General features: G+C 68.6%; 13 protein-coding genes. 4 read left to right on the top strand and 9 right to left on the bottom strand.

The window, feature by feature from the left end:
• Positions 1-37 precede the first annotated feature (37 nt).
• A complete protein-coding gene (locus tag AB0C46_RS05390) occupies positions 38-601 on the top strand; it encodes a dihydrofolate reductase family protein (protein WP_362825866.1) in 564 nt (187 codons plus the stop codon).
• A 619-nt stretch (positions 602-1,220) separates the two neighbouring features.
• Here AB0C46_RS05390 and AB0C46_RS05395 read toward each other — a convergent pair.
• The 4 genes from AB0C46_RS05395 to AB0C46_RS05410 form a co-directional block, all read right to left on the bottom strand.
• The gene (locus AB0C46_RS05395) at positions 1,221-2,468 is read right to left on the bottom strand and encodes an IPT/TIG domain-containing protein (protein ID WP_362825867.1); all 1,248 of its coding nucleotides are present in this window, start codon (positions 2,466-2,468) and stop codon (positions 1,221-1,223) included.
• A 221-nt stretch (positions 2,469-2,689) separates the two neighbouring features.
• Positions 2,690-2,941, bottom strand: coding sequence for a hypothetical protein (locus AB0C46_RS05400; RefSeq protein WP_362825868.1), 252 nt, complete (start codon positions 2,939-2,941; stop codon positions 2,690-2,692).
• A gap of 279 nt (positions 2,942-3,220) precedes the next feature.
• Positions 3,221-4,630 carry an IPT/TIG domain-containing protein gene (locus tag AB0C46_RS05405; RefSeq protein ID WP_362825870.1) on the bottom strand — a complete coding sequence of 470 codons (1,410 nt, stop codon included), beginning with the start codon at positions 4,628-4,630 and terminating at the stop codon, positions 3,221-3,223.
• The gene (locus AB0C46_RS05410; protein WP_362825871.1) at positions 4,631-4,843 is read right to left on the bottom strand and encodes a hypothetical protein; all 213 of its coding nucleotides are present in this window, start codon (positions 4,841-4,843) and stop codon (positions 4,631-4,633) included.
• 635 nt (positions 4,844-5,478) lie between these two features.
• Between AB0C46_RS05410 and AB0C46_RS05415 the strand changes: the two genes are divergently transcribed.
• On the top strand, positions 5,479-5,646 hold the full coding sequence (locus tag AB0C46_RS05415) for a hypothetical protein (RefSeq protein WP_362825872.1): 168 nt from the start codon (positions 5,479-5,481) through the stop codon (positions 5,644-5,646).
• Between the two features lie 179 nt (positions 5,647-5,825).
• Here AB0C46_RS05415 and AB0C46_RS05420 read toward each other — a convergent pair whose 3' ends face one another.
• Positions 5,826-6,506 carry a hypothetical protein gene (locus AB0C46_RS05420; RefSeq protein WP_362825874.1) on the bottom strand — a complete coding sequence of 227 codons (681 nt, stop codon included), beginning with the start codon at positions 6,504-6,506 and terminating at the stop codon, positions 5,826-5,828.
• A gap of 174 nt (positions 6,507-6,680) precedes the next feature.
• Here AB0C46_RS05420 and AB0C46_RS05425 point away from each other — a divergent pair, with 174 nt between their 5' ends.
• Both AB0C46_RS05425 and AB0C46_RS05430 read left to right on the top strand, forming a co-directional pair.
• Positions 6,681-6,770, top strand: a complete 90-nt coding sequence (locus AB0C46_RS05425; protein WP_362826420.1) for a lipoprotein — start codon at positions 6,681-6,683, stop codon at positions 6,768-6,770.
• 744 nt (positions 6,771-7,514) lie between these two features.
• The gene (locus AB0C46_RS05430; protein WP_362825876.1) at positions 7,515-7,934 is read left to right on the top strand and encodes a hypothetical protein; all 420 of its coding nucleotides are present in this window, start codon (positions 7,515-7,517) and stop codon (positions 7,932-7,934) included.
• A gap of 309 nt (positions 7,935-8,243) precedes the next feature.
• Here the strand turns inward: AB0C46_RS05430 and AB0C46_RS05435 are convergent, their stop codons facing one another.
• Genes AB0C46_RS05435 through AB0C46_RS05450 form a run of 4 tightly spaced genes read right to left on the bottom strand, consistent with a single transcriptional unit; the run spans position 8,244 to position 16,764 of the window.
• Positions 8,244-12,359: an SAV_2336 N-terminal domain-related protein gene (locus AB0C46_RS05435; RefSeq protein WP_362825878.1), complete on the bottom strand. Its 4,116-nt coding sequence runs from the start codon at positions 12,357-12,359 to the stop codon at positions 8,244-8,246.
• A 9-nt stretch (positions 12,360-12,368) separates the two neighbouring features.
• The gene (locus tag AB0C46_RS05440; RefSeq protein WP_362825880.1) at positions 12,369-13,463 is read right to left on the bottom strand and encodes a MoxR family ATPase; all 1,095 of its coding nucleotides are present in this window, start codon (positions 13,461-13,463) and stop codon (positions 12,369-12,371) included.
• A complete protein-coding gene (locus AB0C46_RS05445; protein WP_362825881.1) occupies positions 13,460-15,478 on the bottom strand; it encodes a hypothetical protein in 2,019 nt (672 codons plus the stop codon). Before AB0C46_RS05445 ends, AB0C46_RS05440 begins: the two co-directional genes overlap by 4 nt.
• The gene (locus AB0C46_RS05450; protein WP_362825882.1) at positions 15,475-16,764 is read right to left on the bottom strand and encodes a hypothetical protein; all 1,290 of its coding nucleotides are present in this window, start codon (positions 16,762-16,764) and stop codon (positions 15,475-15,477) included. The genes AB0C46_RS05445 and AB0C46_RS05450 overlap by 4 nt, the downstream gene beginning before the upstream one ends.
• Positions 16,765-16,927: the final 163 nt, after the last annotated feature.

A 16,927-nucleotide genomic window follows, 5' to 3' on the forward strand; every position in this document is an offset into this window, starting at 1 on the left:
GCCATACTGTCGAACCCGTCACCGAGGAGGACTTCTGATGCGGAGCGTGACCTATTCGATGGGCGTCTCACTTGACGGCTACATCGTCGGGCCGGACGGCAACTTCGACTGGACGACGCCCGACGAGGAGGTCTTTCGCTTCGTCACCGACGAGATTCGAGGAGTCGGAGCCCACCTGTTGGGACGACGGCTGTACGAGACGATGCTGTACTGGGAGACCGCCGACCAGGACCCCTCGCTCGACGACTCGATGCTTGAGTGGGCCGCGCTCTGGAAGCCGCTCCCGAAGGTGGTGTTCTCCACCACACTGTCGGCGGTGCAGGGCAATGCCCGCCTGGCCTCCGGCGGCCTGCCGGAGGAGATCGAGCGATGGCGAGCCGAGCCGGGGGAGGGCGACATCGCGATCGGCGGCGCGACTCTCGCCGCCGAGGCGGCCGCGTCGGGTCTGATCGACGAGTACCGGGCCAGGGTCTACCCGGTGCTGGTCGGCGGTGGCATCCCCTTCTTTCCCCAGCGCGAGCGCCGGGTGGATCTCGAACTCGTCGAGACCCGCACCTTCAGCTCAGGAGTCGTCTACCTCCGCTACCGCGTGGCGCGCTAGTACTTCAGTCAGAAATCGGTGCCTGAGCTGGTTGGTTTCGTTGTTCGGGGCAGGGTGGGGGTGAGTGATGCCGGTCTGTGGGCGGCTGAGTGGGAGTCGGTGTTCGCGTGGGTGGCGGGCCGGTTCTCGCGGGTGGATCTGCGGTGGCGGATGCGGGAGTACGTGGGTGGTCTGCTGGGCCGGTGGAGCGGAAGAACGGCCGGCAGTTCGCCGAGTATGCAGATCACCGTGGTCCCAGGTTCCCGACACCTGTTGAACGGGGCTTCCTGGGATGTCGACGGAGACCGTGACGACGTGCAGCAGTACGTCGCTGAGCGACTCGGATGTCCGGACGGCGTGCGGATCGTGGACGACACCGGCTTTGCACGAGGTGGCCGTCGGCGGTGGAACTACCTGGCACAGGTCGTCACCACCGTCCAAAGGCGTCCAGCCGATCCAGGACGCCGGCTTGAGGCCATGTCAGGGCCTCAAGTCCAGGGGAGTCCACGCAGTCGGTGAGACACGTGTGAGAGTGCGCTAGGCGCAGACGAATTCCACCCCCCGGGGTGTCCGCCCGCGGCCCGCAGCCCCACGCCAACCAAGTGACAGCAACTTCAGGCGAGAAAAGCCACATTGGGACTCAGCGCCATGCGTAGGTGAACCGCACCGGGTTGCTGGTGCCCGTGCGGGTGGTGACGGTGACGGGTACCGTTCCCGTTCCGGAGGGGACGACAGCGAGGATGGCGTTGTCGGACAGGACGGTGAAGTCTTCCGCCGGGTGGCCACCGAAAGCGACACGCGTTGCACGGTTGACCTTGCAGCCGAAGATGACGACGGTGTCGCCGGGGCGGGCGCTCTGCGGCGTCACTGCTACGAGTTTGGGTGGGAGTGAGGCGCTGTAGGTGAAGGACACACTGTTGCTGGTACCGCCGGGTGTGGTGACTGTCACGGGCACCGTTCCGGTTCCGGGCGGAGTGATGATCCCGATGATGGTGTCGGAGGCAACCGTGAAACCGGCCGCCGCGGTACCACCGAAATTGACCGCCGTCGCGCCGGTGAAACCGGAGCCCACAGCGATGATGTTGCTGCCACCGGCCGGATCCCCCGCCTGCGGCGCAAGCGCCTTGATGACCGGTGCCGAGACATAGGTGAAGCGCACGGGGTTGCTGGTGCCGGCGGAGGTGGTCACGGTGACGGGTACCGTTCCCGTTCCGGAGGGGACGACAGCGAGGATGACGTTGTCGGACAGGACGGTGAAGTCTTCCGCCGGGTGGCCACCGAAAGCGACACGCGTTGCACGGTTGACCTTGCAGCCGAAGATGACGACGGTGCGGCCGGGGCGGGCGCTCTGCGGCGTCACTGCCACGAGTTTGGGTGGGAGTGAGGCGCTGTAGGTGAACGACTCACTGTTGCTGGTACCGCCGGGTGTGGTGACTGTCACCGGCACCGTTCCGGTCCCGGGCGGAGTGATGATCCCGATGATGGTGTCGGAGGCAACCGTGAAACCGGCCGCCGCGGTACCACCGAAATTGACCGCCGTCGCGCCGGTGAAACCGGAGCCCACAGCGATGATGTCGCTGCCCCCGGCCGGATCCCCCGCCTGCGGCGCAAGCGCCTCGATGACCGGTGATCCCGCTGATCCGGCGTAGGAGTACGTGAGGCTGTTGCTGGCGCCGTCGGCGGTGACCACGGTCACCGGAACGCTTCCGCTCCCGGGCGGCGCAGTTGCCGTGATCGTGGTGTCGGAGCTGACGGTGAATCCTGCGGCCGAGGCAGCGCCGAAGGTGACATCGCTGGTAGCGGCGAGCCCGCAGCCACTGATGGCGACGGTATTGCCGCCCGCGGCTGGTCCCGTACTCGGGTGGAGAGCGGTGATGAGGGCAGACATGCCACAGCCTTCTTTCCTTCGTAGGCGATGAGTTCGCATGCAGGACAGCCGGCCTGCGCAAAGAAGCCAGCCGTCTCGGTACCGCGAGGCAACGGCCCATCAGATGGAGATGGGATGCGATCGATTGCGAAGCGGCCTCAATCGATTGAACTGAATCTGTCCGCGCGAAGGGAAGGGGTGAATATGGACTAAGCGAAGCACACGTGGTGAATATGCTTATCTTATGAAGAACAGGAATCTGCCTGCTTGACCGGCGGCCGGCCCGAGTCATCCGAAGTCGTGGGCGACGGTCTCTCGTGCTTCCAGGTGATGACCCGTTGGGGGCGGACGCGGATGATGTCCCTGCTGAAGTAGCCGGGCGCCACGGGTGGCACGTCGACCAGCAGCACCTCGGCCCGGACCCTGACCTCGACGCCGCGCCGCCATCCGCCCGCGATCGGGTAGTCGTCCAGGGCCAGGTCATCCACCAGCACGGAGACATCGGGGCGAGCCTGCACGTTGCAGTATTTTCGCCCCCTGGGCACGCAGGGGCGTCATCGCCGTTCGGCACAAGGCCGTCTGGCTGCCCGGCAGTTGCTCGTCCGTTCTCGATCTCGGAGTGCGCACCCGAAAAGTTGTGACAGGTGGCGACGACTACCGCTTCAGCTCTGGCGACAAGCGCCGCAAGATGAGCGTCGGCTGGCACTGGATCCTGGCCAGCGCCGTCTCCCTCCCCGAGGGCTGCGTGGAGGGATGCTGTGCTCGGGTTGGAATTATGTGTAGATGTATGCGCCGGGGAGGGTGATGGCGCCTGCGGCGGTGGTGATGGTGACGTCGGCGGGGCCGGTGGCTGAGACGGCGGGCACGACGACGGACAGGAGGACGTTGGATCCGATGCTGAACTGGGCAACGGTGCCCCTGATGGTGACCATGGCTGTGGTCGCGAGGTTCTGGCCGCTGATGGTGATGACGTTCCCGCCGAAGATGGAGCCGGTGCTGGGCTTCAGGGCACCGGGAATCGGTGGCTCGATGTACCTGTAGGAGAGCGTTCCGGTGGTGATGCCGCCGGCGGTGGTGACGGTCAGGGGGACGGATCCGGCGGTCATGGCGGGTGGGACGGGCACATCGAGCTGGCTGTCCGAGACGACGATGGGGAGGGCCGGCACAGAGCCGAACAGCACCCGGGAGGCCGTGGCGAGTTGGTCGCCCCTGATGGTGATCACGTTCCTGCCGGCTGTGGGACCGGCGGTGGGGGCGATGGAGTTGGCGTCGCCACGGGGGTAGTAGACGAACGGTTTGGGGTTGCTGGTGCCGCCCGGAGTGGTGACGGTGACTTGGGCGACACCTACTCCGGGTGGGGTGACCACGACGATCTGGTTGGCAGTGTTGGCCACGATGACGGCGGGGGTGGTCCCGAACCTGACCGCGGTGGCTCCTGACAGGCTGGTGCCCGTGAGTGTCACGAGGGTGCCGCCGGCCTGGGGCCCGAGGGTGGGTGACATGGCGTTGAGGGTCTGGATGACGCTGACGGTGTTGGAACCCCTGTTGGCCACGTAGACGGACAGGCCGTTGGGGGTGATGGCAACTCCGGTGGGCTGGCGGCCGACGGCGATGGTGTCGGTGACGGCGTTGGTGCTGGTGTCGATGACACTGACGTTGTCGGACCCGTTGTTGGCCACATAGACCTGCTGGCCGTCGGGGGTGGCTGCCAGGCCCCATGGAGTGCTGCCGACCGGCACGGTGGCGATGACGGCGCGGCTGTCGGTGTTGATGATGCTGACAGTGTTCGCGGCGCTGTTGGCGACGTAGAGGCGGGTGTTGTTCGGAGAGGGAGCCACCCCGAGCGGGGCGGACAGGCCGGTGATGGTGGCCACCACCGACGCGGTGCCTGTATTGATCACGCTGACGGTGTTGTCGCCCTTGTTGGCTACATACACGTCCAGCCCGGTGGGAGCCACAGCGACGCCCGTCGGCTGGTCTCCGACGGGGATGGTCGCGATGACACTGTCGTTGAGCGTATTGATCACGCTCAGGGTGTCCGAGCCCTGGTTGGCGACGTAGAGGCGCAGCCCGCTGGGGTCGACCTTGATTCCGGAGGGGGTGTTTCCCACGGGGACCGTACCGACGACCGTGTAGAGGTCCCGCTGCACGACGGTGACGGCGTTGGTGGCGGTGTCGGCCACTTAGAGGTGTGCGTTGTCCGGGGCGACTGTCACCTCGGCGGGACCGGGCAGCGGTGCCAGGGCGGTGGAGACCGTGAGAGTTCCGCCGTCCACGACACTGATGGATCCCGAGCCGTTGTTGGCCACGTAGGCGTTCAGTCCGACAGGACTCACCGCCAGGCCGATTGGACTGGTGCCCACCGGGAGGGTCAGCACCACCTTGGGAGCGGCCAAGTCCACCGAAGATTCGCCCAGGCTCGGACGTGGGGAGGGGGAGGCTTTCGATGTGCTCATCATGCACCTGCCATGTGTGGGTCCGAGGTGGCCAAGAGGAAGCCACCCGCGCTGGAAAGGACGACAGGGCTCAGCAGGATCTGCAATATCCCCATCAAAATAATTCCACCATTGGGGACAATCCATTAACAGGTGGCATCGAAGTGAATGAATAGGGTTGCTTCAATACGTCCGTCTCCCGGCAGTGCGGAAAACGCGCCGGAGCCGCTGCCCGCGCTCTCTCTCCCGCGACCTGGTTCCTCGGCCCCAGCCGCCCGGTCGCCGCGCGATGTGCCGGAGGTCAGTGGGCCGCGTCCGGGAGCGGGCAGAGGTCCGCGGTACAAACGCCAAGGTGGTGTGCAGGCACCCCTCGACGCGGACGGAGAACGCCATGCTCCGTCAGTCCGTCTTCAAGCAGCACGCGCCAGGCGCGGAGAAGGCCCACCCAGATCGGACGGGGGCTCAATTCATCGCCTCTAGGATGCTGGTTCAACGTTCCGAGACGAGTGAGAGGCCCACCTGTGATGCCACCGGAATGCGCAGTCTGCATCATATCGGCTGGCAGGAAGCGCACCCCATCCGACGAGTGCACCATCGTGTACTTCGGCCCCACCGTCGACTACCCCGACGACTGGACCGGGCACCCCGAGAACGCCGAATGGTTCTGTACTGAACACCTACCCCTGGCCGAGGGCCTCACCGACCTCCCAGCCCTCGAAGCAATCGACCAGATCCGTATTCAGCTGGCCCAGATCAAGGCATAGAACCAGCGCCGCAGAGCCGCCAATCCGCCGGCATCGCTCACGTCAAGCGCCGGCGCCTCCGCCACTCGCAGACGCCCGCCCCACTCGCCGAACAGACCGGGAAGCGCCGCATGGACCTGGTCGACGCCCCGGCCTCCGGCGGGAACAGCAGGTGACCGCGAGCCGGCTGAGCATCGCTCTCAAGTCCCGCTGTGCGGGCCGAAGGGCGGCGGCGTCTGGTCGTCCCCGGCCGGGTCGATGTCGCCGTTCTTCCACGCGGGGTCGTAGGCGCAGGGCACGCTGGCGCTACCGCTGAAGTACTTCCGGTCCGGGTACCAGGTGAAGGACATTCGCTCGGCCCCCTCGTCCCGCTGCACGAACAGGTCCCAGTCCTTGCCTTTCCCGCCTTCACGGTAGGACGTGACCTCCCAGCCCTTGTCCTGCAGGTGCTGGTGCAGTCGCCGGAAGCCGGATACGGCCTGGCTCGCGGGGACATGGTCCAGCGCCCAGCGGTGGCTCATCCGGTAGGCGCCGTCGACGGTCTCGTCCGCCAGTCCCAGCAGCCCCCCGTCGTAGCAGAAGGAAGAGCTGAATGTGTTCTCCGTGCTGACGCCGATGTCCTCGACACCTGGTTTCACCGTGCGCTTGAACCCCACGACGTCATACGCCCACTGGGAACGCTGGAAGGCGCGGCCCGCCATGTCCTCGGGTGCGACGCGGGGAAAGTCCGTCGACCCCCATGAGCCGCATACGAGCGGGACGATCAGAACGAGGGCGACGAGAGCAGCGCAGCCGCATCCGAGGGTCTTGAGGACGGATGAAGAGGCCCCGGAGTCGTTGGGGATGGCGGTGGTGCTGATGGGTGCGGTCTCCTCGGTCATGGAGGGACGGTATGTGGCGGGGGAGCGCGGCGGATGGGCGCGGCTACCAGGCAAGGAGTGAGTACGCGTACTCACTTGATCTGCGCTCGTCACCCGAAGGATGAGCAGTGCCGAAGCAGGGCCTCAAGCGAGTTGCGGAAGGCAAAGGCCATTACGCAGACGACGGTGGACCGGATGGGGCCGCTCGGCCATCAGGGACCGCTCACGCCCGTCTGCGAGCTCGACGCCAAGCCCGCCGGGCACATCGGCTTCCTCATCGTGTGATCCGGTACCAAAGGCGCCGCCGCGCCCGGCGGCACATCCCGCGCTCTGGTGAAGAAATCCGTCGCCGCCGAGAACTTCGCGGCGAACGTCACGTTCCGCGAGCTCAAGGCCGGGGGTCTGCCCGCCACCGAGGCCGGCCTCGGCGAGCAAGAACGCACCGACACAGATCGAGACGGTGCTGCCCGCAGCGGCGTGTGGGCGGATCGCCGCAATTTCAGGGGTGAGGGGTGCGAGCTTCGCGTCCACGTCCAGGCCCGGCAGAAGCTCGAACCCCGGCACGAAAAGGACATCCACCTCGCGCAGCGGAGAGACATCCAACGCCGCACCACCCGATGCGGCAACACGCTGACGAGGCGAATCGATGAGACACCTGGTCTCCGGAGCTGTCCGGTGCGACAACGTGTATGGCCATCGTCAAGAGGTCGGGTATGCCGAAGGCTTCGGACGCGAAGCAGCCCGGACTCGGGGTGTGCCGGGGGGCCAGCAGCCCGGTGTCCCGATGTTCATGCCGACGGGGCCTGCACGGGTGATGTTCAGCGCCACCAGCCGAGGAAAATGCCACCGGAATTCGATGAGTACAGGGAACGGGGTGGCCGAGTCGGCGACACCACGTTGTGTCTGACCCAAGTGCATCACTAAGGGCCTGCCGTAAGTGATCTCCACACTTGTTGCGATCAGAAGCCTCCCGCACACGGGTGGCCAAGCCCTGATGGCAGGATGGTCGTCCGGCGATTCTGAGGGGCCATGTCCGTGCATACGCTTGCCGACTACCTCGAACTGGCGCGTGTCGAGAACGACAGCTCCGTCCTGCATCGACTCGCGCGATGCCCGTACCCCTTCGTCTGGCATGCACTGGCTGCCAATCCCCATACGGCGCCCGCCACTTTGCTGGAACTGAGCACGGCCCAAGACAGCGCCTGGAACGACAACAGGCTCCTTCGTCTGCTGGCGGAACATCCCCGCGCGGACTACTCAGTGTTGCGAGCCGTCCGTGATGCCGCGGCGGCGAAGCTCGCCGAGGGGGAACGACCTTATGCCGCCGTGCTCGCACTGGCAGGACGGCGGGAACTTGCGACGGAAGTGGTGCGACAACTCGGCGCTCTCCGTGGAGCTTCTGCTCGTCTGCGCAGCCAGCTCGACCGGCAGCTCGCTCTTCGCGCCTGACTCACTGCCCACCTCGGTTGGTTCCGGATGGAACGATCTTGGTGGGCAGTGAGGAGCAAGGCAATGGGGAGGGCGGCGATGAACAGGTCGGGTGCGGACTCCGACAGGACCGTCCAGTCGGGTGCCAGTCGGAGGCCGCGTGGGTCGAGGAGGTGCGGTCCCTGAGGTCCTTGTGCGTGCGGTCGGCTTCGCTCATGGACTTCGAGGTGCGCCGGGGCAGGGACTCGACACCCAACGGCCAAGACTGCGGCCGGAGGGTTCGTCGTGCGTGCGCCCTGACGGTGTGTGCGCCCTGACGCGAGGGAGCGTCTACGCGTGGTGCGTGCCACCCTCGGGGTTTGTGCCGGTGAATTCCAGGTCCACCTCGCTGGTGGCGGTCTCGATCTGTACATGGAATGTGAGCACGGCGTCACGCACCAGGGAGATCCACACGGTGTGCTCGTTCCAGTCGTCATCGAGCAGCAGCAACTCCTCCGCGGTGATGTAGAAGTCCGCCTTCTGCATGAAGCCCTCAATGGTGATCTGCACGTCCACGGTCAGGTCACCGACCGTTGTGCCGTGTTCGTACGCTTCGTGTGCGTTCCAATGCAGGCTTGCGAGATCCGGTGTGACGTCCTGCACCGTCATGGTTTCCACATCCGTTGGTACACCGATGCCGCTCAGGCCCAAGCCCCGGGTCTGGCGCTCATAGTCGTCGAGAGGTCCGACAACCTCCTGTCCGACCAGGTTCTCGCAGGCGGATACCACGGCGTCGCGCACGGCCATGTCGAGAGAGACCGGCAGTTCGTAGTCCTGATCGTCGAAGGGGTTGTCGTCCGGACCGTCGAAAGGATGGTGGTCCGGGTCGTCGAAAGGATGGCGGTCCGGGTCGTCGAAGGGATAGTGGTCCAGTTCACCGAAGGCGTTGCGGTCCAGTTCGCTGGACGGATTGCCGCCGGGGCGTACGTACGCCTCCGGCTCGTCGTCCGGTACGTACGCCTCCGGCTCGTATTCCTCCGGCTCGTCGGGCAGGCTCCACCCCTCGGGGAACAGGGCTTCGGGCGCGATCGCCGGCTCGACGGGTCCGGAGTCCGTCTGGCGTGCGGGGAGCCGCAGGACGACCACGCAGGATTCGGCGGCGTTTGGGCCCGGGCGATCGGTGCCGGCCACCGAGACACAGCGCGACAACGGAGGGAGCGTGAACTGATCCTCCGTGAGGTCGAGTTCGAGGAGGAAAGAGACGGGGGAGAGTGCGCGGCTTTGCGGCTTGGTGTCGTGCTGGAGCATGCCGGCCTGCCTTGGCCACATCGCGTGGGTAGGCCTCGGCCCGCCACGGTTGACGGCCACCTCAAGTGGTGCACCGCTCCAGCCCGGAGCGGATCCGCAGTAGAAATCGGGGCCGCGATCGACCTGTGAGGCCTTGAGGCTCAGCCCGTCCGCTTCGAGGAACGTCCGCAGGTCGGTTGCCAGTTCGCGCTCAAGGGCTTCGTAGGTGTCGGGCGCATCGCTCCGCAAGTAGTGCGGCCGGCCGGCCGCTGTCCAGGCCGGGGCAGGGATACGCGCGGCCAGGAAGCGTACGAATGCCAAGATCAGGCGTTCGTTCTCGGCGCGTATACGGCCCTCGTACACGTGGGGCGGCAGATGATGCCGAACGCGCCGGCGCACCATCTCGTAGACCGTCCCGGCGGAGGAGCGGCGGCGTTCCCCATCGGGACGGCTGGGGTCGAAGCCGATGACAGGTGTCGCCATCGGGCGCGGGCGCTTCGTCGCCCACGACACCAACGCAATGATGCGACCGGAGGAGTCCAGGACCGGAGAGCCGGACGAGGGCGATGGTATCGGTGGGCCGGATTGCCGCATCATGTTCTTCATCAAGGGGAAGCGGTAGCGCGACGTCATTCCTGAGAACGGGCCTGCGACCCGCAAAACATCGGTCTGCCCCGAGGCAGGTGGGAAGCCCAGTACTTCGATTTCGGCGCCTGGCTCCGGGGGACGGTCCGCGAAGACCGGAGCCTGGGCATTGCTCATGGCCGGCTCCGGGGCGTCCAAGACGCCCAACAGTGCGAGATCGCGCGAGTGGTCGGACCAGACCACGTGGGCCGTGCAACGGCGGTCCGTGGAAGGGAAACTCACCGTGATCTCCGCTCCCTCGTCCACGGATGCTTCGCAGATCGGCCGGGCGGTGGTCAGCACATGGCCGTCGCCTGTCAGCACGCCCGTACCCGTGTGTGCCCCGTTGTGGATCCGCACGACGGCCCCTGCGGCTGGTGAGGTGTCAGGCCGCAGGGTGGCGACCTCGGCCGCACCGCTCAGGAAACGGGTGATCGCCCCATCGGGCGCCTGCTGCAGGGCCGTGGCAATCCGCGGATCGGACAGGGCCGCGGTGCGCAGCGCCTCCTGTTCGTCCTCCCTGAAGACATCGGGTACGTGAAGGGCGTGCCCCGAAGGGTGCCTGTGGTACTGCTCCGGCCACTGGCTGACCAGGAACACCACGGGCGACCGGGCCGGGTCACGCACGACGGCCGCGAAGTCGTCGGCCCACCCTTCGTACGAGTCGCGGGGCTCCAGCGAGACCACCGTGCGCGGCCCCACTCGGCGCAGACCGTCCCGGGTCTCGGCCGCGTCGCGCGGGCTCCACAGGCGCCAGCCCGGCGGCAGCCGGCGCACCGCCTCCCATGCCGCACGCGACTTGCCGGCACAGCTGTGGCCCACCAGAGCGACGATCAGGCTCTCGCCGGCGGCCGCCCGCGCCAGCAGTGCGCCCAGTGCTCGGTCGTGCTCCCGTTCCACGTAGGTGGGCAGTACCGGCAGCCCGGGAGTTTCGTCGGGCAGTGCCGGATGCACGCCGAACGCCAGCGGGTCGGTGACCTCATCCAGTGGCACCCCGATCCCCGTGTCTGCTCCCGGCGTGGTGCGCCGCGCGAACGGGATCGCGCTCGGCTCGACCGTCCGGTCCTGTGGCACGTCCGCGCCGACGCGCGTCGCCGGGAAGTCTCCGCTCGGCCCGCTCTGCCGGTCGACGTACGCCGCCACCTGACGCCGGACGAGTTCTTGGACGGTCGTGATGTCCCGCCGCAGCTGGGAGCCGAGGAGCGCCGTGCGTACGCCGGGCAGGAAGTCGAAGGTGAAGCGGTCCGCATCGAAGTCACCGAGGCCGTCCTGCCACGGCTTGAACAGCCCGCCCAGGGCGACCTCCGCGAGGTGGCCGTGCTCCGAACGCGGGAGCATCGCCCGGCGTACGAGCGTCATGACAGGCAGCGTCAACGGCACCGCGGAGAGATAGCCCGCGAGTTCCTGGGCCGTCGGCGAGGCACTCGCCTGGAAGCGGCGCACGGCCCGGTCCGGAGTGCTCTCCCGGAGGTCGGGCGTGGGAGTGGTCGCGGGACGCGGCGGCAGTTCCTGCTCCGTCCGGTCGATGAGCAGGCAGGACATGCGCTGCCACCGGCCGCCTCCGGCCACCAGCGAGGCCAGGGCCGAGAACGCCGCCGGTGATGCCTCCAGGACGGGAAGCGCGAGGGTGTCCGTCAGCTTCCTGCGGCCGCGGTGCTTGGTACGCGCCAGACGCCACGTCGCGTTGGGCGCGGCGGGCCTGGCCGCGCGTACCAGCAGGCCGGACGACTGAGCGGCGCCGCGGTTCCACAGGCGGCGGGGGAGGACGTTCAGTACGGCCGTGGGGCCGTGGGCCGACCACTGGCGAAGCATCGCTGCGACGCCGGTGCCGCCCCAGCCGTCCGCGACGGTGTCCGTGAGGACGATGACCAGGCGGCGCCCTGATGGGTCGGAGATCTCCTGGGGGCGGCGCGGCGCTCCGTCCGCCGACCGCGACACGGTGGGCGTGCCGCCCGCCTCCGTGCCGCTGAGGAGCCAGACCCGCACATCGCGGAAGATGCCGGTCTGGGTGACGGCGCGGCACAGCTCGGTCACCAGGTCGTGCCACAGCAGCATCGAGTGGTGGGTGTCCACCACGAGGGCCAGGTCCAGCCACCGTCCGCGCAGGGGCTTGAGAACCGGGACCACCATGCGCTGTTCGATGCTGCTCCGGACGCTCAGTTCCTCGTCGAGTTCGGTCCGGCCACCCTGCGCGGAGCGTCGGCCGAGCGGGCGCAGTGCCCGCATCACGCCCAGTGGGTCGTCGAGCGCCCGGGCGCGCCGGACCAGAACGGCCTCGCCGCGCCGTGCGGGCCCGTCGTCGGGCTCCGACGGGCCCGGGGCGGTGGCGTGGTACAGCTCCTCCGGCTCGCCGGCGTGTGTACCGGCCGGGCGGGACGGTCCGGTGCCGGGCGCGGGAACCTGTTCCGTGGCTGCCACCGGCGGTCCGTCGTCGACGACGGCGGGTCGATTGCCGCTGTCGTCGATGCGCGCCGCGAGCCACAGGATCTCGGCCAGTTCCTCGGAGCCCGCGTCGGCGCCCGAGTCCGCCAGGGCGCGCAGCAGATGCTCGATCATGCCGTGGCCCTATGCGGACGGCGTGCTGGTGAGCCGCTGCAGGACGGACTCCAGGAACTGCTCCCGCTCCTGCGGATCCGGCCAGGCTCCGCCGAGGCGCAGCTGTACGGCGTTGAGCAACTGATCGGTGGCGAGGTCGCCGTCCAGCCTGCGCTCGATGAAGGCTTCGACGAGATCGCGGTAGCGGTCATCAGCGCTCGCGTCCAGGCCGAGCCGCTGTCGCACGATCTGGGCCAGCCTTTCCTTCCCCGGCGGCTCCATGTGCAGCCGGATGCAACGCCGCAGAAAGGGCGGTGGGAAGTCGCGTTCCCCGTTGCTCGTCAGGACGACCACAGGGAACGACCGGCACTGCACACGGCCCCGCTCCACCCACACCTGCGGCTCCGGGTCGTCGTGCGTGCCGATGCGGACGGCGGGCTCCTGTCCGGCGATCCGGGCCAGCTCCGGAATCTCGAAGGAGCCCTCCTCGAAGACGGTGAGCAGGTCGCCGGGCAGATCGATGTCACTCTTGTCGATCTCGTCGATGAGCAGGACGCGCGGCCGTTCCTGAGGCAGGAGGGCGGTGCCCAGCGGCCCGAGGCGCAGGTACGGGGCGATGGACCGGCTCACGGGGGCCGCAGTCGGCGTGGCGGCGTGCAGGTGCGCGAGGTTGGCGTCGTGCAGCCGGCCGATCGCGTCGTACTGATAGAGACCGTCGCGCAGGGTGCTCCTGCTGGTGATCGGCCAGTGCAGTACGGGGCCCAGCTCCAGATCGGCGGCGACGCTGTACGCGAGCGTCGACTTCCCGACTCCGGGTTTGCCGGTGACGAGCAGCGGACGCCGCAGGTACAGGGCGGTGTTGACGGCGTCCTTCTCCTCGGTGTCCGGTACGTAGCCGGAGCCGCGCCGCCGTGTCTCCTGCCATGCCGGGTCCGAGCTGCCCGGAGGGGCGTACTCCGGGTCCTGGGTGCCGGTGAACTCCCGCCATGGCGGCTGTTGTGCGGACAGCCGCTCGCACCGCTGTGCGGCCGCGCCGGGCGCCTGGTAGATCCACCAGCCCTTGGCGCCGGGCCCCGTTGGCCCGGCCTCGGTGGCCTCCGGCGGAGGGGCAGGGTTCGGGCTCATGACAGCGACCGCCTTTCGGGTACGCGCTCGGGGTCGTCCCACAACAGCACGAGGGACTGCGGGGACGTGCGGACTTCCTGCCGTTCCGGTCCGGGGATACGCAGTCTTTTCAGGACGGCCGGCAGCCGGCGTACGTCTATGCCGACGTGGCGGCCGTCCACCCGTCCCGCCGCGAGCACCGCCGACAGCCCGGCATCGTCGGTGGCGCCGCCGCGGGGCCAGACCGCGATGGGCACGCCGGCGTCGAGCAGCGCATCCAGGGTTTCCACCAGGAGCCGGTCGGAAACCTCGGCCAGTACACAGACCGGCGGACCGGGTTCCTGCAGGGAGACGGCGAGTTCCGCGAACACATCGTCATCGCACAGCTCTCGTACCGCCCGCGGGTGCTCCCCGCCGTGCTGCTTGAGCCACTGCCACTTCCGGCGCCATTGGTCACGAGTGATACCGGTGCGTTCGTCGGGGCAGCGCACCAGCACTTCGTACTGGCAGCCGAGTTCGATGGTCTTGCCGCGCCGGCCGATCGGCAGGCGCCAGCACTCGAAGGCCTCGGTCAGCAGATCCTGCGGAACGTGGAACTCGATCCGCCCGGGCAGGTCCGCGGACCGGGCGAGCAGCTGTTCCCCCAGGCGCGTCCGGATCTCTGCCATACGCAGCGGGTGTTCCGACTCCCACACCGCCTCGAACGCGGCCCGCCGGTACAGCCACATGCGAACCCAGAGAACGCCGTCGGCTTCTGAGTCCTCCGCGAGCCGCACGTGCAGTGAGGTGCCCTCGGGCGCGGGGGCCGGGGGAGCGGGCACGGGCGCGGCGTCCAATCGGCTGCGGGTGGCGTCCACCCAGGTGCGGGCCTCCTCGGCCCACTGGGCGTCATCGGAGCGTTCCGCGAGATGGCGTACGAAGGGCAGCGTCAGCGGCAGATCCGGCCGTCCGCCGTGTCTGTTGTCCAAGTCGCGGGCGATCTCGGTCAGTTCGCCCGCGGGCAGGCTGCGGTGGGCCGGGGGAGCACAGCCGGTCACCTCGAACGCCCAGAGATAGGCGTCGTAGGTGAACGGGGGGATGTCCCGTCCCCGTAACAGAGTGCCCAGGTCGGTCCAGGCACGCTGATCCAGGCCGGGGGCCCGGGGGCCGTGGTCCCCTGGGTCCTTCCAGCGGTCGCCGAAGATCGCGGAGCCGCTCCAGTCGCGATCGATGATGAACTGGGGCTCCTGCCATGCCAGCCCCTGCTGCCGCAGCAGTTGGAGGTCGGTCTGGACGGAACGGGCGATACCGGCCAGGTTCGCCACAGCCGCTTCGAGCGTCTCCTCCTGCAGATGCTGCAACAGCGTCTCGGTGAACCGCCCGGCGCCCCGGTCGGCCAGATTCTGCGCGGCCTCGCCCGCGTGGGAGGCGTAGAGCCGGAACTGCCGCCGCTTCGGATCGGTCCGTCCAGGGCCGTACTCCGACGGTCCGAAGGCGAGCTTGGCGGCCCCGGCGGCATCCACCCGGCAGGCGTCACCGATCGCTATCTGACGGTGGAAACGACCGTTCGGCAGCCGGTTGCTCTTCCACCAGCGCAGCGCCGCCTCCAGGTTGAGATGCGAGGTGAAGTTCTGCGTGGCGTCGGCGTAGGGGAGCAGCAACTGGTGGGACGCGTCGAGATAGCCGTGTCCCGCCCAGTAGAGCCACAGCAGATCGCCGTCGCAGGAAGGCAGTTCCTTGAACAGGGCCCGTTCGACGTTCTCCTGAGTCGGACGCTGGTGCTTCCTGCGGGCCCGGTCCCCACCGGGCCTGCCCAACGGCGACAGCAGAAGTCTCACATTGCCGGCGGGGACCCCTGCGGGACCGGTGAGCCACCCGGCGAACCGCTCCGCGTCCCGGGCGGCGCCGGCCAGGTCCCATCGGTGGCTGACGTCGTATGTCTCGATGCCCACGACAAGGGCGAACACGCGGCTCGGGTCGATCGCGGCGCCGGTGCCGCACCGGTACGTCGAGAAGCGGCCGGGGTGCTGCCCGGCCGGGTCGTCCACCGTGGTCATGCCGGGGCCTCGATCTCCTCCGCGATCCGGTCGTACACCGCGCCGAGCTTCCAGTACGCGCCATGGCTCATCGGGAACGGCTGACGGCTGGACACCTCGTGGTCGACGACGCGCGGGTCATCGGGGAAGACGGGCTCGGCGCGGAACGCCAGCAGATCATGACGGTCGAAGATGTTGAGCCAGCGCGGGAACCCGCCGGGCAAGGCGTCCGCCGTCGGGGGAAGCCCGGTGAGCGCCCCGAGTTCGTGGAGGAACGGGGCCTGGGAACCGACGGTCACCAGCAGCAGCGGCTGCGGCAGTTCGATGCCCTCGGCGGCAGCCAGGGCGCACAGGTCCACCAGGGCGATGCCGCCCAGGCTGTGCCCGATCAGCACCGTGGGCCCGTTCGCGCTGCCGGGGCGGCTTCCCGCGGTGATCAGCTGGGTCACGAAGTCACGCAGGAGGCCGCCGCGTGCCTGATAGCGCAGAATGTCGCCGAGCTCGGGGGCGGTTCCGCGGGTCAGCGGACCGCGTACGACGCGGAGCACGGGCTGTGTGGTCATCCGCAGGGCGAGCGATGCGAGTACCGCAGCGGCCCGGCCGCCCGGGAAGCGGGCCGAGCCGCCCAGCCGGTCGCCGACGAGCTCGACCAGCCGGTCGCGCTCGTCACCGGTGCACAGCGCGTCCTCCCCGGCGGTGGCCAGTGCAGCGGCAACGACCGCACGGCTTGCGGCGGTTGCGACCTCACGGCCCGCAGGAACGTCGGCAGCCGCCGCGCAGGCTTCCGTGAACTCGGTGGACCCGGCGACGTCCTTGAGCGCGGGGGAGTAATGCGGGGCAAGTCCGGTGTCCTGGAGCAGAGCATGCAGTTCGTCGGAGCGGGCGGGTTCGTCCTGGAGGGCGGCGAGCTGGTCGGCCACCTCTTCACCGGCAGCCCGTACACCGGGCAGGCCGAGCCCGCCATCGGCCTCGGACGGGTGTGCGAGGACCCGCAGTTCGCACAGTGGATCGGTCGTCAGCAGCATCCACTCGGCCGCCTCCTGCTCCAGGGGCCCGGCCGTCCCGGCGGTGAAACCGTCGTCGGCCGCGGCGCGCGTCCCGAAGAGGGGCGGAATGGATCTGCCCTCGGCACTGAGCGTTGCCCCATATGTGTCGCCCCAATAACAGGGGACGAACTCGGCCTTGGGGAAGCGTTCACCCAGCGCCTTGGTGAGCAGCCCGTACTGCTGGTCGTACTTCTTGCGACGCACGCCGGTCCCATGGACATAGATGAACCGCATGCAGAACAGCTCCCACCCCGTTGACACTGCGAGGAAGGATATCGCCTGACACACCGTCGACCACAGGTGGACCTGTGTGCGAGTGGCGCGCTTGCAGGGCCGTGCCTCTCGTCGGCCGAACACTGTGGGCGGGGCCCGTGACGGGCCGGGACGGTGGTGTCGCCTCGGCCCGGAGCCGGCAGCCCCGGGG

Origin of the sequence: Streptomyces sp. NPDC048637 (assembly GCF_040650675.1) — a bacterium.
In the GTDB taxonomy this organism is placed as follows: domain Bacteria; phylum Actinomycetota; class Actinomycetes; order Streptomycetales; family Streptomycetaceae; genus Streptomyces.